This is a genomic window from Paraburkholderia sp. 35.1, from assembly GCF_050436525.1.
GTDB classification, from domain to species: Bacteria; Pseudomonadota; Gammaproteobacteria; order Burkholderiales; family Burkholderiaceae; genus Paraburkholderia; species Paraburkholderia tuberum.
Genome location: NZ_JBNDMJ010000002.1, coordinates 2,309,394 through 2,332,125, shown reverse-complemented (window position 1 = coordinate 2,332,125; position 22,732 = coordinate 2,309,394). Strand labels below are relative to the sequence as shown.

The following is a 22,732-nucleotide window of genomic DNA, read 5'->3' as shown; positions in this document are numbered from 1 at the left end:
ACGCAGCAACGATGTAAAGCCGGGTGGAGCTGGAAGGTATTTCGACTTGACACACGGGCGCTGAGCCTGGAGGAGACGGAATGAACAGCAACAGAATGGTCTTGCGAGGCGTAGTTGCGGCACTGGCGCTGTATGGCGTCGTCGCGCATGCGGAACCGCTCAAGGCTAACGTGATTCACTGGTGGACCTCGGGCGGCGAGTCGGCCGCGATTCGGCAGTTTGCCGTCGCGTACGACAAGGCCGGCGGCCAATGGGTCGACAACGCAGTCGCCGGCGGAGATCAGGCGCGTGCCACCGCGATCAACCGGATCGTCGGCGGCGATCCACCCACCGCCGCCCAGTTCAATACGTCGAAGCAGTTTCACGATCTGATCGACCAGGGACTCCTGAATAACGTCGACGACGTCGCCGCGAAAGAAAACTGGAACGGCATTTTCCCGCAGTCGATTCTCGACAGTATCCGCGTGAAGGGCCATTTCTACGCGGCGCCGGTCGACATTCACATGCCCGCGTGGTTCTTCTACTCGAAGCCGGTGTTCCGGAAAGCGGGCATCGCGAGCGAGCCCAAAAGCTACGACGAATTCATCGCCGATCTCGGCAAGCTGAAGAGCGCGGGCGTGATTCCGCTCGCGTTCGGCGGCCAGCCGTGGCAGGAGAAGATCACGTTCGACGCGGTGCTCGCTGATGTGGGCGGCCCCGACCTGTATATGAAGGTCTATCGCGATCACGATCAGAACTGGGTGAACTCCGATGCGTTCAAGAAGGTGCTCGTGTCGTTCAAGCGGCTGCACGATTTCGTCGATCCGGGCTCGCCTGGCCGCAACTGGAACGACGCGACCGCGCTCGTGACTTCGGGCAAGGCCGGCGTTCAGATCATGGGCGACTGGGCGAAGGGCGAGTTCGTCGCGGCGAATCAAACGGCGGGCAAGGACTTCGGCTGCTTCCCGGGCTTCGGTCCGCGTTCGCCGTATCTGGTCGCGGGCGACGTCTTCGTGTTCCCGAAGACCGACAGCGCGTCGGCGATCAAGGCGCAGAATCTGCTCGCCACGGTGATGACCTCGCCGTCCGCGCAGGTCGCGTTCAGCGCGAAGAAGGGCTCGATTCCGATCCGGTCTGACGTCGACGCAAGCAGCCTCGACGTCTGCGCCAAGGAGGGCATCGCGATCATGAAGGACAAGTCGCGCCAGTTGCCGAATCCGGAAATGCTGCTGTCGCCCGATATGCAGGGTGCGCTGACTGACGTCGTGACGAACTTCTGGAACAAGAACGAGTCCGTCGACGACGCGCAGAAAGCGTTCGCCAGCGCGTTGAAGGGCTAGGCCTCGCCGTGCACGCGCTCAAGCTGCCAGCCGGGGGTCCGAAACCACAAGGCAAGCCGCACCCCAAACCGCGAAACAAGCCGCTGAACCGGCGGTTTTCGATCGCGGTCTGGCTGGCCTTGCTGCCGATGCTCCTGACCGTCGTGTTCACGTACCTGGGCACGATGGTCTGGACCGCGCGCGTGTCGCTCAGCAATTCGCACACGTTTCCGTCGCACGACTTCGTGGGCTTCACGCAGTACGTGCGGCTCTTTCACAACGACCGCTGGTTGACGTCGCTGCAGAACATCGTGATCTATGGCGCGTGTTTCATCATCGCGTGCATGGTGATCGGCTTGCTGCTGGCGATCTTTATCGATCAGCGCGTGGTCGCGGAAGGCGCGTTGCGCACGGTGTTTCTGTATCCGTACGCGATGTCGTTCGTCGCGACCGGGCTCGTGTGGCAATGGATCCTGAATCCCGCGCTCGGTGCGCAGCAGGTGCTGCGCAACCTCGGCTTCGCGCATGCGCGCTTCGACTGGATCGTCGATCAGGACTGGGTCATCTACACGATCGTGATCGCGACCGTGTGGCAAGCTTCGGGCCTCGTGATGGCGCTGTTGCTCGCGGGCCTGCGCGGCATCGACGAAGAGTTGTGGAAAGCCGCGCGCGTCGACGGCATTCCACGCTGGCGCGTGTACGCGAGCATCGTGGTGCCGATGCTCGGACCGTCGATCTCGACCGCGTTCGTGCTGCTGTTCGTGATGGTCGTGAAGCTGTACGACGCGGTCGTCGCGATGACGCAGGGCGGCCCCGGCACTGCGAGCGAAGTGCCGGCCAAATTCATCATGGACTATCTGTTCGGGCGCGCGAACATCGGCCTTGCGTCGGCCGCATCGATCGTGCTGCTCGCGACGGTGCTGGCGGTTCTCGCGCCGTTCTTCTATGCACGCAGCCGTGCGGCGCTGCGCGGGGAGAGAGGATGAACACGCTCGATTCCACGCTCAAAGGCGGCATGCCGCATCGCGCGCGCACGCGGCCCCGCCGCTCGGCGTTTTCGCCGGCGCGCCTGGGCATCTACGCGTTTCTGCTCACCGCGGCGGTGTTCTTTCTGCTGCCGCTCTACGTGATGCTGGTCACGTCGGTCAAACCGATGAGCGAGATCCGCCTCGGCAATCTGCTCGGCTTGCCGATGCATTTCACGCTCGACGCGTGGAGCGCCGCATGGCAGTCGGCCTGCACCGGGCTCGATTGCAACGGCATTCGCGTCGGCTTCTGGAACTCGGTGCGTATCGTCGTGCCTAGCACGGTGCTGTCGATCATGGTCGGCGCGGTGAATGGCTACGCGCTGTCGTTCTGGCGGCCGCGCGGCGCGGGTCTGCTGTTCGGCGTGCTGCTCGTCGGCGCGTTCATTCCAGTGCAGGTAATGATCTATCCGCTCGTGCGCGTGCTCGCGAGCGTGCATCTGTTCAGCTCGCTGCCGGGCATCGTGCTGATCCATACGATGTTCGGCATGCCGGTCATGACGCTGCTGTTCCGCAACTACTACGCGTCGATTCCGCAGGAGCTGTTCAAGGCCGCGCGCATCGACGGCGGCAGCTTCTGGCGCATCTTCTTTCAACTGATGCTGCCGATGTCGACGCCGATCATCGTCGTCGCGCTGATCATGCAGGTCACGAACATCTGGAACGACTTCATTCTGGGCCTCGTGTTCGCTGGCACGAAGAATCTACCGATGACGGTGCAGTTGAACAACATCATCAACACGACGACCGGCGAGCGGCTCTACAACGTCAATATGGCGGCGACGATCCTGACGTCGCTGGTGCCGCTCGCGGTTTATTTCATTTCGGGCCGCTGGTTCGTGCGCGGCATTGCGTCGGGCGCCGTCAAGGGGTAGGGCATAGCAAACATGGCTAATACGATCGATGCGGCCGGCGTGCCGGGTGCAAGCGCTGACGTTGACTCCGACGCCGCGGCGCTCACGCATCCCGCCAATGTGGCGGTCCGCAATCTGACGATTCGCCTCGGTTCGAGCACGGTGATCGAGAACCTCGATCTCGACGTGCTCGCCGGCGAGTTCGTCGTGCTGCTGGGGCCGTCGGGTTGCGGCAAGTCCACGCTGCTGCACAGCATCGCGGGATTGATCGATGTCAGCGACGGCAGCATCGAGATCGCCGGCGAAGACATGACGTGGGCCGATCCGAAGGATCGCCGCATCGCGCTGGTGTTCCAGTCGTACGCGTTGTATCCGACCATGAGCGTCGAGCGCAACCTGTCGTTCGCGCTGCGCATCAACGGCACGCCGAAGGCGGAAATCGCGCGGCGTGTCGCCCGCGCGTCGGAGATGCTGCAACTGGGGCCGCTGCTCAAGCGCAAGCCGTCGCAGTTGTCGGGCGGACAGCGGCAGCGCGTCGCGATCGGCCGCGCGATCGTGCGAGAGGCCGACGTGTTCCTGTTCGACGAGCCGCTGTCGAACCTCGACGCGAAGCTGCGCACCGAACTGCGCCGCGAACTGAAGCAGCTGCATCACAGCCTGGGCGCGACGATGATCTACGTGACGCACGACCAGGTCGAGGCGATGACGCTCGCGACGCGCATGGCCGTGATGCGCGGCGGCGTGATCCAGCAGTTCGGCACGCCGGCCGAGGTCTATGCGCGGCCGAACAATCTGTTCGTGGCGACCTTCCTCGGCTCGCCGGCGATGAATCTGCTGAGGGGCACGCTCGAGACGCGCGACGGCGCGCTTCACTTTTGCACTGCGCAGGTGCGGATCGACGTCTCGGCGTACGCGTTCAAGGGGGCGCCCTCGCAGGGCGTGCGCTGCGTGCTCGGCGTGCGCGCCGAAGACGTGCATATCACGGAAGGCGCCAGCGAGCGCGCGAAAGTTTCGCTGATGGAGCCGATGGGCAACCACCGCGTGATTTGGCTCGACTATCATGGCGAACAGATCGCGTCGATCGATCAGACCAAAGCGCCGATTGCGGAGGGTAACACCGTGGCGTTCTCGTTCGACGCCGCGCATGTCTCGCTATTCGACGAAGCGAGCGGCGCGCGCTTATAACGCCGCGGCGCGTCACGCGCGAAGCGGCTCGTCGAGACAGGCTTGATGGAGAACCGCGTGGCAACACTCAAGGACGTCGCGGAACTGGCCGGCGTGGGCATGTCGACCGCCTCACGAGCCATTTCCGGCAAGGGACCGATTTCCGCCGATGCCGCGGCGCGCGTGAAGGCGGCGATCGAGGCGCTGAATTTCCGCCCGTCGTCGATCGGCCGGGCGATGGCGACGCAGCAGCTCGGCATCATCGGCATCTTCGTGCCGACCTTCTTTGGTTCCTACTACGGCACGATCCTGAAGCAGACCGACACCGAGCTGCGCGCGGTGGGGCGCCATGTCGTGGTCGCGACCGGTTGCGGCGAGGTGTCGCCGCGCGAGCAGGCGATCGAGGCAGTGCGCTTTTTGATCGGCCGCGATTGCGATGGCGTGGTCGTGATCAGCCACGATCTGCACGACGAAGACCTGATCATGCTGCATGGCATGCATCCGAAGATGGTGTTCCTGAATCGCGCGTTCGAGCAGTGGCCCGAGGCGTCGTTCAGCGCGGATCATCGGCGCGGCGGCGAACTCGCGGCGCGCACGCTGCTCGATCACGGGCATCGCGACATCGCGGTGATTTCCGGGCCCGCTACCGCATCGGACAACGTGATGCGGATCGACGGCTTTTTCGCCGAACTCGCGCGAGCCGGCATTGCGCGCGACGACGTCACGCTGATCGAATCCGACTTTTCGCCCGAAGGCGGCTACGCGGCCGCGCAGAAGCTGCTCGAGACGCAGCGGCGCGTGACCGGCCTGTTCTGCGCGAACGACACGATGGCGGTCAGCGTGCTCGCGCGCTTTCACCAGGCGGGCATTTCGGTGCCGCACGACATCTCCGTGATCAGCTACGACGACGACTACTCGGCCGCCTACGCGGCGCCCGGGCTCACGTCGGTGCATATCCCAACCGGGGAACTTACGCAAAACGCGGTGCGCTGGCTCATCAACCAGTGTTACGGCACCAACTGGGAGATCTTGCGCGAGTTTCCGCTCAGCGTGACGATGCGCGAATCGGTCGGGCCAGCGCCGATGCCGAAGAAAAATACGCGCGGCGCAAAGCGGTAGAAGGGTTTGGCTAATCGTGGCGGTGTGATGCCTGGCGCGCGGACGCGCGCCGTGGCGGCCTATTCGCGTTTTCACTTACGCATCGACGATCTTTTTAAGGCTCCCGTAATCCTGCGCAATAGTGCTTTGCGGTTTTCCCTCATTAAACTTACTTCAAATTTCTTTACAATTCCCGGTAACAAGTTGTTACGGGGTGAGTGTGATGCTGGTCATCTTTCTGATCGCCTGTCCGATCTGCATTGCTGCGCTGTTCGGTTTCGCGCGCCATGTGGACCCGCAGACAGGGCAATTCAAACGGTAGATCTTCTTCGCGAGTTTTTTCCGCGGCTGCGCCGTGGAGATTTTCGCTTTGCGATTAACGTCCGTTAGTTTGTTGTGCGCTTGAAAGGAGCAATCGTTTGCGTTCTTTCGGTTTGCTTTCTCGTTTTCGTTTTCGTCAATAGCCCGTTCTCCTTTTCATAAGTCTTGCCTTGGCGCGCCGGTTCGCGGCACGATGCGCGATTACTTTCGTTTTAGGTCAGCATCGCGTATGCAAGATTCTCTGCAAAAAATGGCGGCGCGTGCCGGCGTGCTGAAGGGCGTTCTTCCTTTGAGCCGGATTGCGGCGGCGCGCGATGCGCTGGCCGGTGTGCAGCTTGCGTCGATGGATATTCCGCAGGTCCTCGGCTATGCGCGCATTGCCGGCATGCCGGCCGTCACCGGGCTCTACACGGTGTTCCTGCCGCTCGTCGCGTTCGCGTTCTTCGGTGCTTCGCGGCATCTGGTCGTCGCCGCCGATTCGGCCACCGCGACGATCTTCGCGAGTCGTCTTTCGACGATGGCGCCCGCGTCGAGCGCCGAGTATGCGGCGCTCGCGGCGATGGTCGCGTTGCTGACGGCCGCGTTGCTGTTCGTCGCGCGCATCTTCAAGCTCGGCTTTCTCGCCGATTTCCTGTCGCGTACGGTGCTGGTCGGCTTTCTTGCGGGCGTCGGCGTGCAGGTCGGCATCGCGATGCTCGGCGACATGCTCGGCGTGCCCGGACATGCGGCGAGCAGCGTGAAACAACTGCTGCTCGTCGTGAGCGACGCCGCGCAGATCAATCGGCCGACACTGGCGATCTCGCTGCTCGTGGTGACCGCGATTCTCGTCTGCAAACGTTTCTGGCCGCGCCTGCCGGTGCCGTTGGTCGCGGTCGTCGCGGGCATTGCCGCGAGCGATGTGTTCGGATTCGCCGCGCACGGCATCTCCATCCTCGGACCGGTGGAGGGCGGATTGCCGCCGCTGCGGATTGCGTCGGTGACGTGGCAGCAGATGCTCGATCTCGTGCCGGTCGCGGCGTCGTGCTTCGTGATGATCGTCGCGCAAAGCGCCGCGGCGAGCCGGGTGTTTGCCGACCGCTATCACGAGCCGATCGATACCAACGCAGACCTGCTCGGCATCGCGGCCGCCAACGCGGCGGCGGCGTTTTCCGGCGCGTTCGTCGTCAACGGCAGCCTGACCCAGACCGCGATGGCCGATCGCGCCGGCACGCGCAGCCAGTTCGCGCAGCTCGTGTTCGCGGCGGTCGTGGTGGTCGTGCTGCTGTTTTTCAGCCGCTATCTGCAGTATCTGCCGCACTGCATTCTCGCGAGCATCGTGTTTACGATCGCGGTCGGCCTGATCGATCTGCAGTCGCTCTTTTCGATTCGTCGCGAAAGTCCCGGCGAATTCGCGCTGGCTTTGTTCACGGCGGCGGCGGTCGTGCTGATCGGCGTCGAGCACGGCATTCTGGTCGCCGTTGCGTTGTCGTTGCTGCGTCACGTGCGACACAGCTACCGCCCCCACACGATGATGCTCGCGCCCAACGGCGACGGCATGTGGGTGCCGGTGCCGGCGGTGCCCGGCGTGGAGACCGCGCCGGGGTTGATCGTGTATCGTTTCGGCGCCGATCTGTTCTACGCGAACGATCATTTTTTCGTCGACGATACGCGCCGCCTGATCGATCACGCACCGAACGCCGTGCGCTGGTTCGTCGTCGACGCGAGCGCGATTACGGATGTCGATTATTCGGCGGCGCGCTCGGTGGGCGAGTTGTGTTCGGCGCTCAAGCGCAATGGGATCGAGGTGGTCTTTGCGCGGGTGAATCGCTATTTGCGCTCGGATATGGATCGGCATGGAATCACGCCGATCGTCGAGGAGCGCTGTATTTTCGGCACGCTGCATGAGGCGCTGAGCATGGCGGGAGTGGAGAATCCGCATGAGCGGGTTAAGGGGGCGCCATAACGGGCCGCCCTGGCTTCGCACTGAGGCGGCGCATGCCGCGAACACCGCCTCGGAAGGGCAAATTGCTAGCAAACGTTGTCTGCGCCTCTTTTGTTGTCGCTTGCCTCAATTATTCTGACGTTCCGCTTCGATTGGCAGATATCGATTACAGGAACATGAACGGCTTCGATTCGACCATCGAAACATATCTGTCCAGCATACACTTCGGTCATTTCGCGACCCAATCGATACAAGCCATCGCCGACCTCTACACCTTTAAACGCCTGGTACTGATTGCCGTGCTTTGGTGGATCTGGTTTCAGCAAGACGGGCGCCCCGAATGGCGGCGCGAAATAGTTCTCGCGACGCTTCTCAGCGGTGTCGTGGCGCTCTTCGTCGGAAGGCTGCTGGCGTGTCAAACATCTATGATCCGCGCGGAGCGCCACGGCGCATGCCGATATTCTTGAGGTTCGCCCTGGCGCCGCCTTTCAGTGAGCTGAGATTAGCGAGCACACTCTATTGCCATCTCATGCAATATTCTGTCTAATGAATTCAGAATAAAACGTCCGGTTTATTCGGCTCGCTGACTTAGTCGACGGGGTTCACTTCATGTACTTTCTGCTGCCGCTCAAGGCCCAGGTGCGCCGTCACGCGCGAACGCTCGCCGGGTATTTTCCAGCTCCATTTTCACGCGACGAATCAAGCAGTGTCGACATCCTCGGTGTCATGACCCCCGGGCTGCTGAACGGGAGCACCCTGCTGAACCTCAACTACGGCGAAGTGGACCACTTCACCGGCAAGACCCGCGCGACGGGCACGTTATTCGTCGCAATTGGCGACGACTTCGTGCGCGTCGCCACTTCGGTCAAAAGGCAAACCGGCGAGCGGGCCGTGGGCACGGTACTCGACCGCTCGCATCCCGGCTATCGGATGCTGCGCGGCGGGCGACCCTACACCGGTTACGCGACGCTATTCGGCAAGCAATACATGACACGGTACGAGCCGATCCGGGACAGTTCTGGCGAGGTAATCGGCGCGCTGTATGTCGGCCTCGACGTCAGTGAGGTGTGGAACCTGTCGATCGGAGCCAGACTCGCGCTGCTTACCCTGGCCGCCAATACCGTACTTCTGCTGGCCTATGGTCGGCTGCTGGAGGCCGTGATCCCCCCCGACCGATCGAGCCCGGGAGCGGCGTTGCCCGCTTTCCTGCAAACCGGGGTGATCGGCTTCGGGCTACTCGGCGCGCTGCTGGTCAGCGCGCTGGTCTTCGTGACGACCCGGCGCGGTCTCGGCATGCAACTGCTCGAAGCGAAGGCCGCCGCCGAAAAACTCGCGGCCGGCGATTTGACCGCGCAAGTTCATGTCAGCCGGCGCGACGAACTGGGCCAGTTGATGCAGGCAATGAACGGCATCAGTGTCGGTTTGGCCTCGGTAGTCGGCAACGTCCGACGTGCCTCCGATATGATCGCGCTGGGCGCGCGCGAAATTGCGGCCGGCAACGCGGAGCTTTCGTCCCGCACCGAGGCGCAGGCTGGCTCGCTCGAGGAAACCGCGTCGACGATGGAACAATTGACGGCGATGGTCCGCGCCAATGCCGAACGCGCTTCGGACGCCAACCAACACATCGCCTCGGCCTCCGATCTCGCGGTCAAAGGCGGCACCGTGGTGGGGCATGTGGTGACCACCATGTCGTTGATCCGCGGCAGTTCACACAAGATCGTCGACATCATTAGCATGATCGACTCAATTGCTTTTCAGACCAATATCCTGGCTTTGAACGCGGCCGTCGAGGCAGCCCGCGCCGGCGACCAGGGACGCGGCTTTGCGGTCGTCGCCGCCGAGGTGCGCAGCCTGGCCCAACGCAGCGCCACGGCCGCCAAGGAAATCAAGGCGCTGATCACCGACTCGGTCGGCAACGTCAATGCAGGCGGCGAACTGGTCGACCAGGCTGGCCGGGACATGACCGAAATCGTCACGGCTGTCGATAGTGTGGTCACTTTGATGGGTGAGATTACCCACGCGAGCAACGAGCAAAGTACCGGCATCGGCGAAGTCAACCGCGCGATCGGGCAGATGGACGAGATGACCCAGCAGAACGTTGCCCTGGTGGAGCAGGTGGCAGCCGCGGCAGCCAGCATGCAAGAACAGGCGTCCACATTGGAAGATGCCGTGCAGGTATTTCGGCTGGTAGGCGACGGGCAAACTGACATTCGCCCCATACGATGAGCGCTGCGCGCGAGGTGCACGCAGGCGTTTCTCGCACTTTCCTGCACTAGAATGGTTATTGCCGACGTCGTAGACGTATCTGGTCAGCCCGACGTGCGGGATTCTCGTTGGAGGAATGCCATGCCGACTTACCGGTACAGGTGTGAGAAGTGCGGTGAGATGTTCGAACATGCCGAGCATCTTGCTGAACATGAAAACGCTCATCCGGCTTGCCCAAAGTGCGGAAGCGAGAAGGTTCTGCACACACCCACGCTATTTGTGCCGAAAACCTCCAGAAAGAGCTGAAACCTGTCTGACCGGGCGACGGCAAAATCCGGGCCATTTGCAGCCGTCGCCCATGCTTTTGTGCGGACATTCGTGCGTCGGTTCTGTCCTGCCGGCGGATCTTCGTTCGCCGATCCTCCCGTCGCCTTGTGGGATGGCGTAAGCCGGTTGCCGACTGTGCGGCGCGTGTTTATCAGGAGCCTGAAACGGGATGTCACACCGAAAACGCCGACTCGTTTGAAATCCTTGCACATCTGCGAGACGTGAGCCGACTTGCGCTCCGGACTCGGGCCGTTTCAACCTCGTGCCTGCTTACGGGCAGCAAGACGAAGGAGATTGGGTATCTCGATGGGAGCGTGCAAATCTGGAAATAGACAGTGCCTGCTGCCAGATTGACAGCGCGGTACGCATGATAGGCAACGTCATTTGCGCGTGGTTGCCGTTATGCGGTTGTTTAACTTCAACGGTGCGTAGTTTCCATCCGCTGACCGTCACGGGTCGGGGCGTAGGCTGGCGTAAGAATGGATCACGCGCAGCGCGTCGAGCGTATTCTATGAAGCTTCTTGCCGAACTCGTCGGCAGGCCCTGAGGGTCCCGCTTGTTTACGACGAAGAATCGAAACTCGTCGACCTGAACACCGACGAACTACTCGAAGCGTTGAGCGCAATCGCGCGCCTCAAGAAGCATTTCCGTGTTATGGACCCGAGCGCTGCGCTGGCCGAGGTCGCGCGTTTCGTGCGCGGCGAACAGCAACTGGTTCCATGCATCGGTGGCAGCAAGTACTTTTATATCGACTGGAACCTCGATGTTTGGCGTTGCGAGGCGTGGCCTGAGCCGATGGGCTCCGTCTTCGACCTCGACCGCCTGCCCGATCAACGGCAACCCTGCAATGACTGCATGATGGGATGCTACCGGCATGCCAGCATTCTGATGCACGGTGCCGTCGCCGTGACCGACTCGGTGTACGCGCTGGGCAAGGGGCAGCTTCGGGCTGCTGTCGGCTTGTTGTTCCAGCGCAGCGTTGCGTATTCGCTATGGGCGCTTTCAGTCGAAGAATTGCCTCGGGCGGCGCTCATCTCGTTCGCAAGACGGACTGGCCAACGCCGTTCCACGCCGCAAGCTGAATGAGCTCGATTTCCGCGACTGAGGTCCCTGGGGGAGACGGCTCGCCCAGTCGAACGCCCGTCCGCGTTACTCGACCGGCGCAACCGCGCCTGCCGACAAGGTCTCGATGAGGACTTTAGATGATTGCGGGCAAGCCGCTTTCACCGCCGAACCCATCGGCTGTGCTCGGCATCGGAAGCGAGAAAACTGTCATCGGACCGATTCCATTGCCTAAGATCAAGCTACGCGCTCCGTGAGGAAAGCACCGCGGCTCGCGAACGGCTTTATTGTCGCGCTCCCCTTTTTCCGCGCGACTTTTCCACAAGGAGGTCACGATGAAATCAGAGGACAAGGGCGACGTGCGCGCTTTCGTGCAAACGGCCGAGCAGAGTGGCGAGCATGTCTGGGTCATCACGCTGGTCGACTTCGCGGCCCGTGAGGTCAAACGCTCGCTCGTTTCGGACGAGACGTATGCGACCTCCGCCGCTGCCAGAGATGCCGGCGAGGCTCATTTGAAGGCACTGGAGCAAGACCGCTAGGTCCACGCACTGCCGCCTTGCTTTCGCGCGTGGACGTACTAACGTTGGACTATAAGTACACGGGCGGTAATGGGGCGGAAGAGGGCAAAGTTCATGGCCAGTACGCAAGGAACCACCGGATCGCCGTTTGCGGCGTCCGTCGAAGCGGGCAGCTATCGCGTCACGCGACCACAAAGCGCAAGCGATGTGATCGGCCTGCTGCAAGCGCGCGATATTCAGATGGTCGATCTGAAATTCACCGACTTGCCCGGACTCTGGCAGCATTTTTCGATCACGCTTCCCGAGGTTCACGACGACCTGTTCAGCGCCGGCATCGGTTTCGATGGTTCATCGATCCGCGGCTTTCAGGAGATCCACGAGTCCGACATGCTGCTGCGGCCTGACCCGGCGACGGCCTTCGTCGACCCGGCTTGCGGCACGCCGACGTTGTCGATGATTTGCGACGTCGTCGATCCCGTGCTGCGGCAGCCGTATTCGCGCGATCCGCGCTACGTGGCGAAAAAGGCGGAGAACTATCTGCGCCAGACGGGCATCGCGACGACGTGTTATTTCGGGCCGGAGCTCGAATTCTTCATCTTCGACTCCATCCGCTTCGGCCAGGATCAGCACTGCGGCTACTACTACGTCGAGTCGGGCGAGGGCGACTGGACCACCGGTCGCGACGAAGGCGCATACGGCGGTGGCAACCTCGGCTACAAGCAGCGCTACAAGGAGGGCTATTTTCCGGTGCCGCCTCATGACACGCTGCAGGAGATCCGCTCGGAAATCGCGCTGACGCTCCAGCAGGCGGGCGTACAGATCGAAGTGCATCACCACGAAGTTGCGACCGCGGGACAGAACGAGATCGACATGCGCTTTACGACGCTGACCCGCATGGCCGACAACGTGATGATCTACAAGTACATCTGCAAGAACGTCGCGCGTCGGCACGGCAAGGTCGCAACCTTCATGCCGAAGCCGCTGTTCGCCGACAATGCGAGCGGCATGCATTGTCACCAGAGCCTGTGGAAAGACGAACAGAACCTCTTTTACGACGCGGGCGGCTGGGCGCTGACTTCGGACCTGTGCCGCTGGTACATCGGCGGATTGCTCCAGCACGCACCCGCGCTGATGGCCTTCTGCGCGCCGACGACGAATTCATACAAACGCCTGGTACCGGGATATGAGGCGCCCGTCAATCTGGCGATGTCGCAGCGCAACCGGTCGGCCGCGGCGCGCATTCCGATGTATTCGGATTCGGCGAACGCGCGGCGCGTCGAATTTCGCTGTCCGGACCCGTCGGCCAATGCATATCTTGCTTTCGCCGCGATGCTGATGGCCGGCCTCGACGGCATTGAAAACAAGACCGATCCCGGCGAGCCGCTCGACCGCAACATCTACGATCTGCCGCCCGAAGAAGCGCGCAATATACGGCAGGTGCCGGGCTCCCTCGACGCGGCGCTGGCGGCGCTCGAAACCGATAACACGTTCCTGCGCAAAGGCGATGTCTTTACCGACGACGTGATCCAGACCTGGATCGACTACAAGCGCAGCCGCGAGATCGACACCATCAAATTGCGTCCGCATCCATGGGAGTTTTACCTGTACTTCGATATCTAGAAGAACAACGCAGGCGGTGACTCGGTCTTGGTACTAGAGCGCCTCGATGCGAGCGCCTCGCGACTCAATCGTCCGCGAAAAAATGGCCGATGAAAATGCAGCCAGCCGCGAGCGCGGCGCCCAGCGCCGCGACCGTATAAGCGAGCCTGACACCGTGCCACAAGCTATCGAACCATTGATGCAACTGCGCCATCAGTACCGCCGCGTTGCCGCCGATCTGCTGTAGCTCGATCTGATAGCGCGGATCGACGATGCCGTACATGGCGACCGCGATATCGGGCGGCGGCACGCTCACGTAGATGAGCACCGCGGCGATCAGGCTGACGACCAGGATCGCCGTGCCGGTGAGATAGAGCCGCTTTTGCAGCGGCGAGCGTTGGTTGGAAGAAGGTGCGTCGTAGTCGTTGCCGTTCATCGTTGCGTGGGTGGGTGCCGTCGTTGATGGAGCCGAACCGCCAGTATCGCAGAGCGCGGCCTCGGGCGACCCAGACGCGCCCGACCCACCTCAACTCTTCGACGTCAACAATTTGACCCCCGCAATGCCGAACATCACCGCGAGCGAGCCATCGAGCCAGCGCCGGATCGCCGTATAGACACGGCGTGCGGACGCCGTCGAAAACAGCACCGCGTAGCTGCTGAATACCGTCGCGCCGATCACCATGCAGCCCAGCACGACCGGCGTCACGTGCGCGGCGCCGTGTACCGGCGACATCGCGAGCGACACGATCGACAGCCACACCAGCACCGCTTTCGGATTCGTGAGATGCAGCAAAAGGCCACGCAGATAGAGTCGCCCGAGCGGTTCGTCGACGCGCGCCGCGCTCGCGGCCGGCTTGCCGGCGCTCCACGCCGAGCGTGCGGACTTGAAGCCGAGCCACAGCAGATACAAGCCGCCCGCGATCCGGATCGCGACGAGGCATTCCGAGTAGGCGGCGAGCACCGCCGACAACCCGAGCGACGCGAGCAGCGCCCATGAGAACGAGCCCGACACCACGCCGAGCGCGAACACCAGTGCCGCGCGTCGGCCCGCGCTCATCGCGAGCGACATGATCGCGAGATTGCTCGGCCCAGGGCTCACGGTGCCGACGAAATAGGCGCTGTAGGCGATCAGGACATCGGCGGTGAGCAGAGGGCTGGCGATCATGGCGGGCAAATGCAAGGGCGAAGCGCGTGTTCGACAATGCAATGCAACGCGCCACACAGCCGGTTGAATGAAGCAACGATTCTGCGCGCCGTCGCGCGCGACTCACAGATACAGTTGCGCGTACGTATGGCAGCACACTCGATGCGAACCCGAAGCGAACTCGCATCGAATGCGGCGTGCAAAGCGCTCAACCGTGCGCCGCGCTCGCAATACACTCCGCCAACGCATCGGCGACCACCGGCCGGCTATGCCGCGGCCGCAGTACGAGCCCGATCTCGCGCTCGAAGCTCGCATCGCCGAGTTCGAGTGCGACGACGCTCGCTGGCCATTTGCCGAGCCCGGCCGTATTCGGAATCAGCGCGACACCCATGCCGCGCGCGACCAGTTGCACGATCGCCTGCAATTCGTCGAGCTCGACCGCATCGCGCACGCCAAGGCGCGCGCGCCGCAGAAAACGGTCGACCAGCCGTCCGCCGAACGACGCGCGGTCGTAGCGGATGAACGGCTCGCTGCGCAGCAGTTCGCGCCACGAGCGGCCGCCGCGCGCAAGCTGTTTCGGCGCGAGCAGCACGAACGGTTCGGCGACGAGCGTGCGCCATTCGAGTTCCGACGGCAGCGCGAACGGCGGTTTGATGATGACGGCCAGATCGAGCTCGCCCGAGTCGACCTGGCCGAGCAGCCCCAGCGACACGCCCGGCACCACGCGAATCCGCCAGCCGGGACGGTCGTCGCGAAAGCGCGCGAGCGCGTCGGCGAGCAGCGACACCTGCGCGGACGCGATCGCGCCGACCCGCAGCATGCCGCTTTCGGCGGCGCCGCCGCTGCGCTCGGAGAGCCGCGCATAGAGCGTCATCATTTCCTCTGCGAGCGCGAGCGTTTCGCGGCCCGCCTCGTTGAGCGTCGCAGAGCGGCCGGTGCGATCGAACAGCTGAAAGCCGAGTTCCTGTTCGAGCCGCTGCATCTGCGCGCTGACGGCCGATTGCGTGAGCCCGATGCGCGCGCCCGCGCCGGAGAACGTGCCGTACTGGCTGACGGCGATGAAGGTTTTCAACTCGCTGAGCATGATCGATCAATCGATTTTGATGATGGTCAGGTCAAATATATATCGTTTCTCAACATTTTTATTCATGATTAAACTTTGCTTCAACTGAACCGGTTGCCAGTCGTGCCAGTCGTAATTCATCCTCACACCCACCCCAGCGAGTCTTCCTATCATGAGCGTTGCCGAAACCGCTTTGCCGCCGTTCCACCTGGCGTTTCCTGTTCATAGCCTCGCCGCCGCGCGTGAGTTCTACGGCGAATTGCTCGGCTGCCCGGAAGGGCGCAGTTCGGACGCATGGGTCGATTTCAATTTCTACGGTCATCAGATCGTCGCGCATCTGGCGCCGGACGAAGTCGGTCACCGTCATACCAGCGCGGTGGATGGCGACGCGGTGCCGGTGCGCCACTTCGGCGCGGTGCTGTCGATGGAGCAATGGCAGGCCGCCGCGGACAAACTGCAGAAGGCCGGCATCGAATTCATCATCGAGCCGCATGTGCGCTTCAAGGGCGAGGTCGGCGAGCAGGCGACGATGTTCTTCCTCGATCCGTCGGGTAATGCGCTCGAGTTCAAGGCGTTCGCCGATATGTCGTCGCTGTTCGCCAAATAAGCGTCGCGGGCGTTGACGCCAGGACACGGATAACTGCAAATGAAGGCCGGTCGACCATTCAGGTCGACCGGCCTATTTTGGTTGAAGGGGATGGCCGCACGGAGCAAAATCGCCCCGTCTTGCGAATCAATCTGAAAGCATGTTTCATATCATTTCGGCCAAAAAACGTGCCGCGTATCAGCAAACGTTTCATTAACTGCGCGTAAATTTATTCAACAAACGTTTGCTTTGCGGCTAATTCGCAGCTAATTCGGCGAGAGCCCTTCGCCTTCAAAAATGGCGCATTTGCTTTCAACAAGCTTCCTGACGATTTCGCCATTTTCATGCCATGCAGGCGTTGGTGCCATCGATCTAGCATAAGCGCAGATTCAATCCCTCCCTCCACCCGCATTTTCTCTGGCCCGTTTCAATGTGGATCGTCAACGTAGCGCTTAAGCGGCCATACACGTTCATCGTGATGGCAATTCTGATCGTGCTGGCGACGCCCTTCGTGCTGTTCACCATGCCCGTCGACGTGCTGCCGGATATCAACATTCCGGTCGTCAGCATCATCTGGACGTATACGGGGCTGTCGGCCGAAGACATGGCCACCCGCATCACGTCGGTCAACGAGCGCAGTCTGACCACGACGGTCAACGACATCGAACATATCGAATCGCAATCGCTCCCCGGCATCGCGATCCTGAAGGTGTTTCTGCAGCCGAACGCGAACATCCAGACGGCGATCGCGCAGACGGTCGCCATCGAGCAGGCGCAATTGAAGCAGATGCCGCCGGGCGCCACCGCGCCGCTGGTCATCAGCTACTCGGCTTCCAGCATTCCAGTCATCCAGCTCGGCCTGTCGAGTCCAAAACTCTCGGAGCAGGATCTCAACGACACCGCGCTGAACTTCCTGCGACCGCAACTGGTGACGATTCCGGGCGCGGCCGTGCCATATCCGTATGGCGGCAAATCGCGGCTGATCTCGGTCGACCTCGACACGCGCGCGCTGCTGGCCAAGGGCCTGACACCTGCCGACGTGGTCAACGCGTTCAACGCGCAAAACCTGATTCTGCCCACCGGCACGGCCAAGATCGGGCCGAAGGAATACACGGTCGAAATGAACGGGTCGCCGCCGACGTTGGAAGGTCTCAACGACATTCCGGTGCGCACCGTCAACGGCGCGACGACCTACCTGCGTGAAGTCGCGCATGTGCGCGACGGCTTCTCGCCGCAGACCAACATCGTGCGGCAGAACGGCCATCGCGGCGTGCTGATGTCGGTGCTGAAGAACGGCAACGCGTCGACGCTGTCGATCGTCGATACGTTGAAAGCCATTTTGCCGGCCGCGCGCGCCGCGCTGCCGCCGGATCTGCAGATCACCGCGCTGTTCGACCAGTCGGTATTCGTGAAGGCGGCGGTGCAGGGTGTGGTGCGCGAAGCGCTGGCCGCCGCCGCGCTGACCGCCGCGATGATCCTGCTGTTCCTTGGCAACTGGCGCAGCACCTGCATCATCGCGATCTCGATTCCGCTGTCCATTCTGTCGTCGCTGATCGTGCTGCACGCGCTCGGGCAGACCATCAACATCATGACGTTGGGCGGCCTCGCGCTCGCGGTCGGCATCTTGGTGGACGACGCGACCGTGACGATCGAGAACATCGAGCGGCACCTGCACTTGGGCACGAATCTGCACGATGCGATTCTCGAAGGCGCCGGCGAAATCGCAGTGCCGGCGCTCGTCTCGACACTGTGTATCTGTATCGTGTTCGTGCCGATGTTCTTCCTGACCGGCGTCGCGCGCTATCTATTCGTGCCGCTCGCGGAAGCGGTGGTGTTCGCGATGCTCGCTTCGTACATCCTGTCGCGTACGCTCGTGCCGACGCTCGCGATGCTGCTGATGGGCCACGCGCACAAGCCGAAGGCGGGCACGAAGCCGAATCTGTTCATGCGTCTGTATCACCGCTTCGACGCAGGCTTCGAGCGCATGCGCGCGACTTACATCATGATCCTGAGCAACCTGCTCGTGCGTCGCAAGATGTTCGGCGCGCTGTTCCTCGGTTTCTGCGTGCTGTCGATGGGCCTGTTCTTTGCACTCGGCGAAGACTTCTTTCCGAGCGTCGACGCGGGCGACATCCGTCTGCACATGCGCGCGCCGACCGGCACGCGTATCGAGGAAACCGCGCGGCTGGCCGACGAGGTCGAAAAGGTGATCCGCGAAGTCGTGCCACCCAGGGAGTTGGGCACGATTCTCGACAACCTCGGCGTCCCGTATAGCGGCATCAACCTGTCGTATAGCAATGCGGGCACGATGGGCACGCTCGACGGCGAGATCCAGATTGCGTTGAACGAAGGCCACAAGCCGTCGCAGATCTACATGGACAAGCTGCGCGCGATCCTGCCGCAGCGTTTCCCGGGCGTCGAGTTCTTCTTTCAGCCGGCCGATATCGTCACGCAGATCCTGAACTTCGGCCTGCCTGCCGCGGTGGACGTGCAGATTTCGGGCGCGAATCAGCAGGGCAACCTCGACGTCGCGCGCAAGCTGCTGAAGCAGGTGCGACTGATTCCCGGCACCGTCGACACGCATATCCAGCAGAAGCTCGACGAACCGGTGATCGATCTGCACATGGACCGCACCCGCCTGCAACAACTGAACCTGACCGCGAACGACGTCGCGCAGAACGTGCTCGTTTCGCTGTCGGGCAGCTCGCAGACGTCGCCGGGCTTCTGGGTCAACAACAGGAACGGCGTGGAATACAAGGTGGCGGTGCAGACGCCGCAGTACCAGGTGTCTTCGATCGACGAACTGTTGCGCACCCCGGTCTCGGCCACGATGAACGGGCCGACGCAACTGCTCGGCAACCTCGTGCAGATCTCGCCGAAGAGCCAGTTCGCGGAAGTCACGCATTACAACATCCGTCCGGTGATCGATCTGTATGTGAGCGTTGAAAAGCGCGATCTCGGCAGCGTGGCGAATCAGGTCGACAAGATCGTCGACGAGGTGCGCGGCTCGCTGCCACGCGGCAGCACGATCACCGTGCGCGGCCAGGTACAGACGATGCGCAGTTCGTTCTTTGGGCTCGGCATCGGCGTCGCGATGGCGATCGTGCTCGTGTATCTGCTGATCGTCGTGAACTTCCAGTCGTGGGTCGATCCGCTGATCATCGTCAGCGCGTTGCCGGCGGCGCTCGCGGGCATCGTGTGGATGCTGTTCCTGACCGGCACCCATCTGAGCGTGCCGGCGCTGACCGGCGCGATCATGACCATGGGCGTCGCGACCGCGAACAGTATTCTGATGATCGCGTTCGCGCGCCAGCGGCTGTCGGCCGGCGCGCCGCCGCTCACGGCCGCGCTCGAAGCCGGCGCGAGCCGGATTCGTCCGGTGCTGATGACCGCGTTCGCGATGATCATCGGCATGATTCCGATGGCGCTCGGTCTCGGCGAGGGCGCCGAGCAGAATGCGCCGCTTGGCCGCGCGGTGATCGGCGGGTTGCTGTTCGCGACCGTATCGACGCTGTTTTTCGTGCCGCTCGTGTTTGCGGGAATTCATTCGTGGCTCGCGCGCCGTCATAAGAACGGCGGCGACGACGACAACGGCGGTGGCGACGCTGGCGGCAACGGCGGTGGCAGTGGCGGCCATAGTGACACCCCCGCACCGGAACCCAGCAGTGCGGCGACGCCCGCGTAAAAGTTAAACGATGGTTGACTGAGATGACCGAAAAAACTCATGCATCGCTAGCGATCCCCGCGCGGGAAACCGAAGAAGGAGAGCACCGGCTGCCGCCGCGCCATCGCGAATGGAAGCGCGCGAAGATCGCCGTCGTGATCGTGCTCATGCTGCTCGTGGCAGGCACACTTCGCACCGTGATCGCGAACGTGCTGCAAAACCGCGAAGTCGCGGCGATCGCGCAGCAGAATGCCACGCAGTACGTGAATGTCGTCACGCCGACCCAGACCGAGGGCGGCGGCGACACGCTGCTGCCGGGCACGCTGCGCGGCTATGTCGAGTCGCCGATCTACGCACGCGCGACCGGCTATCTGCTGCACTGGTACGCCGACATCGGCACCCACGTGAAGCAGGGGCAACTGCTCGCCGAGCTCGATACGCCGGAAATCGACCAGGAACTCGCGCAGGCTCTGGCACAGCGTCAGCAGATCAATTCGAGCCTCGCGCTCGCGAAGACCTCGCTGGAACGCTGGCAGCAGCTGCGCCAGCGCGATGCGGTGTCGCAACAGGAGCTCGACGAACGGCAAAGCACCTACACGCAGGACCTCGCGAATCTCGCGGCCGCCGATGCGAACGTCAAGCGTCTGCAGCAGCTCGAATCGTTCAAGCGGATCGTCGCGCCGTTTACCGGCGTGGTCACGCAGCGCAACGTCGACGTCGGCGATCTGATCGACGCGGGCAGCGGCACGAGCCGTGCGTTGTTCGCGCTTGCTCAATCGGACCCGTTGCGCGTCTATGTGCAGTTGCCGCAGGCCTACGCGCAGAACGTCGCGGTCGGGCAGAAGGTCGTGGTCACGCAGGCCGAGCTGCCGGGCCAGCAGTTCAACGGCAAGATCACGCATATATCCGGCGCGATCGACGTACCCACGCGCTCGTTGCAGATCGAAGTGACGCTGCCGAATCCCGACGACAAGCTGCGCCCCGGCGCGTACGTGCAGGTCGCGGTGCCGGCCGCCGCGCATGCGCGTCTCACGGTGCCCGGCAACGCGCTGCTATTTCGCGCGGAGGGTCCGCGCCTCGCGGTCGTCGATGCAAAGGGCAACGTGAGCCTGCGCAAGGTCGTGATCGCGGTGGACCTCGGACAGCAGCTCGAAATCGAAAGCGGTATCTCGCCGAGCGATCGCATCATCGTCAACCCGAGCGATTCGATTGCCGATGGCGATCACGTGCAGGTGCAGCCGCTGCAGAAGAACGGCAAGGGGGCGTCGTGATGTTCGCGGTTTCACGCCAGGCGCGTACGCGTGGCACTGTCTTCACCGCGCTGAGCGCGTGCGCCGGCGCGGCGCTGCTCGCCGCGTGCACGGTCGGCCCGAACTATCAGCGGCCGCAGGCCGAGGTGCCGCCCGAATGGCACACCGATTCGTTCTGGCGCGTCGCCGCGCCGTCGCATGCGCCGATCGCCCCGGACTGGTGGACGGGCTTCGCCGACCCGACGCTCGCGACGCTCGAAACCCAGGCGCTCGCGCAGAACCAGACGCTCGCCGCGGCGAGCGCGCACTACGAGCAGGCGAAGGCGACGCTCGCGAACACCAGCGCGCAGCGCGTGCCGGAAGTCGATTTCAACGCACAGGCCTCGCGCTTCCGTATTTCGCACGACCGGCCGCTGACGAACTACGCGACGCCGACCGAATCGACGGTGCAGAACAACCTCCAGCTCGGGCCGACGATCAGCTACGACACCGATCTGTTCGGCCGCATCCGTCGTCAGGTCGAGGGCGCGCAGGCGTCGGCCGAACAGTCGGCGGACGATCTCGCGAACGCGCGCCTCGTGCTGACGACCGACCTCGCCACCGACTACTTCTCGCTGCGTGAGCTCGACCGCGAGATCGACGTGCTGAACCAGTCGGTGAAGCTACAGCAGAAAGCGCTCGACTACGTGAACACCGAGCACGATCTCGGTTCGGTATCGGGCCTCGACGTGCTGCAGCAGAAATCGCAGCTCGATTCGACGCGCGTGCAGGCGCAACTGCTGCTCAATCAGCGCGCGCAGTTCGAGCATGCGATCGCCGCGCTGGTCGGCGTGCCGGCACCGCAGTTCGCGATCGAGCCGAAGGTGCTCGACATCAAGGCGCCGACCGTACCGCTCGGCGTGCCGAGCGACGTGCTGCAAAGGCGTCCCGACGTCGCCTCGGCGGAACGTGCGATGGCGGCGGCCAACGCGCAGATCGGCGTGGCCAAGGCGGCGTTCTTCCCGAGCCTCACGCTGACGCCGGGCATCGGCTGGGAGAGCACCGAGTTCGCCAATCTGCTGAGCGCGCCGACGCTGATGTGGACGCTCGGCGCGACGGTCGGTCAAGTGATCTTCGACGGCGGCCGGCGCGCGGCCAACGTCCAGTACGCGAGCGCGGGCTACAAGGCGACCGAGGCGAATTATCGGCAGACCGTGCTGAGCGCGTTCCAGCAGGTACAGGACGGCATTACAGGACTGTCGGTGCTCGACGGCGCGGCGAAGCAGTCGCGCGAGGCGGTCGAGGACGCGCAGCGGCTGCTGTCGCTCGCGAACGATCGCTATTCGGGCGGCCTCGTCGCGTATCTGAACGTGATCGACGCGCAGGAGTCGCTGCTGACCAGCGAGCGCACGGACGTGCAGATTCACGGCCAGCAGTTGACGCTGTCGGTGGCGCTCGTGAAGGCGCTCGGCGGCGGCTGGGAGGGCGGCGCGCAAGGTGGCGCAATGGCCGGGAACGAGGCTACCCGTACGAACGCGACAGCGAACGTCGCCAGTGCTACGGCATCGCCGCAGCAAGCGCCAGCCGGCGGCGCGCAGCAGAGGGAGATGCCGGCTCCTGCACACTGAATCGCCCCGGCAGAGCTTCCGTGCCG

Annotated in this window: 18 protein-coding genes and 1 pseudogene; 16 read left to right on the top strand and 3 right to left on the bottom strand. The window is 63.2% G+C overall.

From position 1 onward, the window contains the following. Positions 1-80: 80 nt before the first annotated feature. The 12 genes and pseudogenes from OKW27_RS16600 to glnA all read left to right on the top strand — a co-directional run bounded on the left by OKW27_RS16600 (position 81) and on the right by glnA (position 13,413). On the top strand, positions 81-1,319 hold the full coding sequence (locus tag OKW27_RS16600; protein ID WP_429334120.1) for an ABC transporter substrate-binding protein: 1,239 nt from the start codon (positions 81-83) through the stop codon (positions 1,317-1,319). 8 nt (positions 1,320-1,327) lie between these two features. Continuing rightward, positions 1,328-2,284, top strand: coding sequence for a carbohydrate ABC transporter permease (locus OKW27_RS16595; RefSeq protein ID WP_429334119.1), 957 nt, complete (start codon positions 1,328-1,330; stop codon positions 2,282-2,284). Further along, positions 2,281-3,198, top strand: a complete 918-nt coding sequence (locus OKW27_RS16590) for a carbohydrate ABC transporter permease (protein WP_090806412.1) — start codon at positions 2,281-2,283, stop codon at positions 3,196-3,198. Before OKW27_RS16595 ends, OKW27_RS16590 begins: the two co-directional genes overlap by 4 nt. 12 nt (positions 3,199-3,210) lie before the next feature. Next, the gene (locus tag OKW27_RS16585) at positions 3,211-4,362 is read left to right on the top strand and encodes an ABC transporter ATP-binding protein (RefSeq protein WP_429334118.1); all 1,152 of its coding nucleotides are present in this window, start codon (positions 3,211-3,213) and stop codon (positions 4,360-4,362) included. 45 nt (positions 4,363-4,407) lie between these two features. Then, complete coding sequence (locus OKW27_RS16580; protein ID WP_429334117.1) at positions 4,408-5,460, top strand: LacI family DNA-binding transcriptional regulator; 1,053 nt, start codon at positions 4,408-4,410, stop codon at positions 5,458-5,460. 529 nt (positions 5,461-5,989) lie between these two features. Then, positions 5,990-7,702 (top strand): SulP family inorganic anion transporter, encoded by a 1,713-nt coding sequence (locus OKW27_RS16575; protein WP_429334116.1) that lies wholly within the window; start codon positions 5,990-5,992, stop codon positions 7,700-7,702. Between the two features lie 155 nt (positions 7,703-7,857). After that, a pseudogene (locus tag OKW27_RS16570) lies at positions 7,858-8,091 on the top strand (phosphatase PAP2 family protein); the annotation flags it as partial. Positions 8,092-8,290: 199 nt separating this feature from the next. Further along, positions 8,291-9,907, top strand: a complete 1,617-nt coding sequence (locus OKW27_RS16565) for a methyl-accepting chemotaxis protein (RefSeq protein ID WP_429334115.1) — start codon at positions 8,291-8,293, stop codon at positions 9,905-9,907. Positions 9,908-9,958: 51 nt separating this feature from the next. After that, positions 9,959-10,192, top strand: a complete 234-nt coding sequence (locus OKW27_RS16560) for an FmdB family zinc ribbon protein (RefSeq protein WP_425199391.1) — start codon at positions 9,959-9,961, stop codon at positions 10,190-10,192. Between the two features lie 636 nt (positions 10,193-10,828). Beyond that, positions 10,829-11,299, top strand: coding sequence for a hypothetical protein (locus OKW27_RS16555; protein WP_429334114.1), 471 nt, complete (start codon positions 10,829-10,831; stop codon positions 11,297-11,299). Positions 11,300-11,610: 311 nt separating this feature from the next. Then, positions 11,611-11,814 carry a hypothetical protein gene (locus OKW27_RS16550; RefSeq protein ID WP_090806402.1) on the top strand — a complete coding sequence of 68 codons (204 nt, stop codon included), beginning with the start codon at positions 11,611-11,613 and terminating at the stop codon, positions 11,812-11,814. 93 nt (positions 11,815-11,907) lie between these two features. After that, positions 11,908-13,413, top strand: coding sequence for a type I glutamate--ammonia ligase (gene glnA, locus OKW27_RS16545; RefSeq protein ID WP_429334113.1), 1,506 nt, complete (start codon positions 11,908-11,910; stop codon positions 13,411-13,413). Positions 13,414-13,477: 64 nt separating this feature from the next. Here the strand turns inward: glnA and OKW27_RS16540 are convergent, their stop codons facing one another. From OKW27_RS16540 to OKW27_RS16530, 3 genes are all read right to left on the bottom strand, one after another. Beyond that, on the bottom strand, positions 13,478-13,828 hold the full coding sequence (locus OKW27_RS16540) for a hypothetical protein (RefSeq protein ID WP_429334112.1): 351 nt from the start codon (positions 13,826-13,828) through the stop codon (positions 13,478-13,480). Positions 13,829-13,918: 90 nt separating this feature from the next. After that, positions 13,919-14,557, bottom strand: a complete 639-nt coding sequence (locus tag OKW27_RS16535; protein ID WP_429334111.1) for a LysE family translocator — start codon at positions 14,555-14,557, stop codon at positions 13,919-13,921. Between the two features lie 187 nt (positions 14,558-14,744). Beyond that, complete coding sequence (locus tag OKW27_RS16530; RefSeq protein ID WP_187613976.1) at positions 14,745-15,620, bottom strand: LysR family transcriptional regulator; 876 nt, start codon at positions 15,618-15,620, stop codon at positions 14,745-14,747. Positions 15,621-15,771: 151 nt separating this feature from the next. Between OKW27_RS16530 and OKW27_RS16525 the strand changes: the two genes are divergently transcribed. The 4 genes from OKW27_RS16525 (at position 15,772) to OKW27_RS16510 (ending at position 22,706) form a co-directional block, all read left to right on the top strand. After that, a complete protein-coding gene (locus tag OKW27_RS16525) occupies positions 15,772-16,206 on the top strand; it encodes a VOC family protein (RefSeq protein ID WP_008918388.1) in 435 nt (144 codons plus the stop codon). 409 nt (positions 16,207-16,615) lie between these two features. Next, a complete protein-coding gene (locus OKW27_RS16520) occupies positions 16,616-19,870 on the top strand; it encodes an efflux RND transporter permease subunit (RefSeq protein WP_429334110.1) in 3,255 nt (1,084 codons plus the stop codon). A 23-nt stretch (positions 19,871-19,893) separates the two neighbouring features. Further along, positions 19,894-21,120, top strand: a complete 1,227-nt coding sequence (locus OKW27_RS16515) for an efflux RND transporter periplasmic adaptor subunit (protein ID WP_429334109.1) — start codon at positions 19,894-19,896, stop codon at positions 21,118-21,120. Further along, positions 21,120-22,706 carry an efflux transporter outer membrane subunit gene (locus OKW27_RS16510; protein WP_429334108.1) on the top strand — a complete coding sequence of 529 codons (1,587 nt, stop codon included), beginning with the start codon at positions 21,120-21,122 and terminating at the stop codon, positions 22,704-22,706. The genes OKW27_RS16515 and OKW27_RS16510 overlap by 1 nt, the downstream gene beginning before the upstream one ends. Positions 22,707-22,732 lie beyond the last annotated feature (26 nt).

What these genes read in the sequence shown, in the direction of transcription:
- OKW27_RS16565 (WP_429334115.1), top strand. Translation starts at nt 8,291, where the DNA reads ATGTACTTTCTGCTGCCGCTCAAGGCCCAGGTGCGCCGTCACGCGCGA.
- OKW27_RS16580 (WP_429334117.1), top strand. Translation starts at nt 4,408, where the DNA reads ATGGAGAACCGCGTGGCAACACTCAAGGACGTCGCGGAACTGGCCGGC.
- OKW27_RS16520 (WP_429334110.1), top strand. Translation starts at nt 16,616, where the DNA reads ATGTGGATCGTCAACGTAGCGCTTAAGCGGCCATACACGTTCATCGTG.
- OKW27_RS16510 (WP_429334108.1), top strand. Translation starts at nt 21,120, where the DNA reads ATGTTCGCGGTTTCACGCCAGGCGCGTACGCGTGGCACTGTCTTCACC.
- glnA (WP_429334113.1), top strand. Translation starts at nt 11,908, where the DNA reads ATGGCCAGTACGCAAGGAACCACCGGATCGCCGTTTGCGGCGTCCGTC.
- OKW27_RS16575 (WP_429334116.1), top strand. Translation starts at nt 5,990, where the DNA reads ATGCAAGATTCTCTGCAAAAAATGGCGGCGCGTGCCGGCGTGCTGAAG.
- OKW27_RS16540 (WP_429334112.1), bottom strand. Translation starts at nt 13,828, where the DNA reads ATGAACGGCAACGACTACGACGCACCTTCTTCCAACCAACGCTCGCCG.
- OKW27_RS16525 (WP_008918388.1), top strand. Translation starts at nt 15,772, where the DNA reads ATGAGCGTTGCCGAAACCGCTTTGCCGCCGTTCCACCTGGCGTTTCCT.
- OKW27_RS16600 (WP_429334120.1), top strand. Translation starts at nt 81, where the DNA reads ATGAACAGCAACAGAATGGTCTTGCGAGGCGTAGTTGCGGCACTGGCG.
- OKW27_RS16585 (WP_429334118.1), top strand. Translation starts at nt 3,211, where the DNA reads ATGGCTAATACGATCGATGCGGCCGGCGTGCCGGGTGCAAGCGCTGAC.
- OKW27_RS16515 (WP_429334109.1), top strand. Translation starts at nt 19,894, where the DNA reads ATGACCGAAAAAACTCATGCATCGCTAGCGATCCCCGCGCGGGAAACC.
- OKW27_RS16560 (WP_425199391.1), top strand. Translation starts at nt 9,959, where the DNA reads ATGGTTATTGCCGACGTCGTAGACGTATCTGGTCAGCCCGACGTGCGG.
- OKW27_RS16550 (WP_090806402.1), top strand. Translation starts at nt 11,611, where the DNA reads ATGAAATCAGAGGACAAGGGCGACGTGCGCGCTTTCGTGCAAACGGCC.
- OKW27_RS16530 (WP_187613976.1), bottom strand. Translation starts at nt 15,620, where the DNA reads ATGCTCAGCGAGTTGAAAACCTTCATCGCCGTCAGCCAGTACGGCACG.
- OKW27_RS16535 (WP_429334111.1), bottom strand. Translation starts at nt 14,557, where the DNA reads ATGATCGCCAGCCCTCTGCTCACCGCCGATGTCCTGATCGCCTACAGC.
- OKW27_RS16590 (WP_090806412.1), top strand. Translation starts at nt 2,281, where the DNA reads ATGAACACGCTCGATTCCACGCTCAAAGGCGGCATGCCGCATCGCGCG.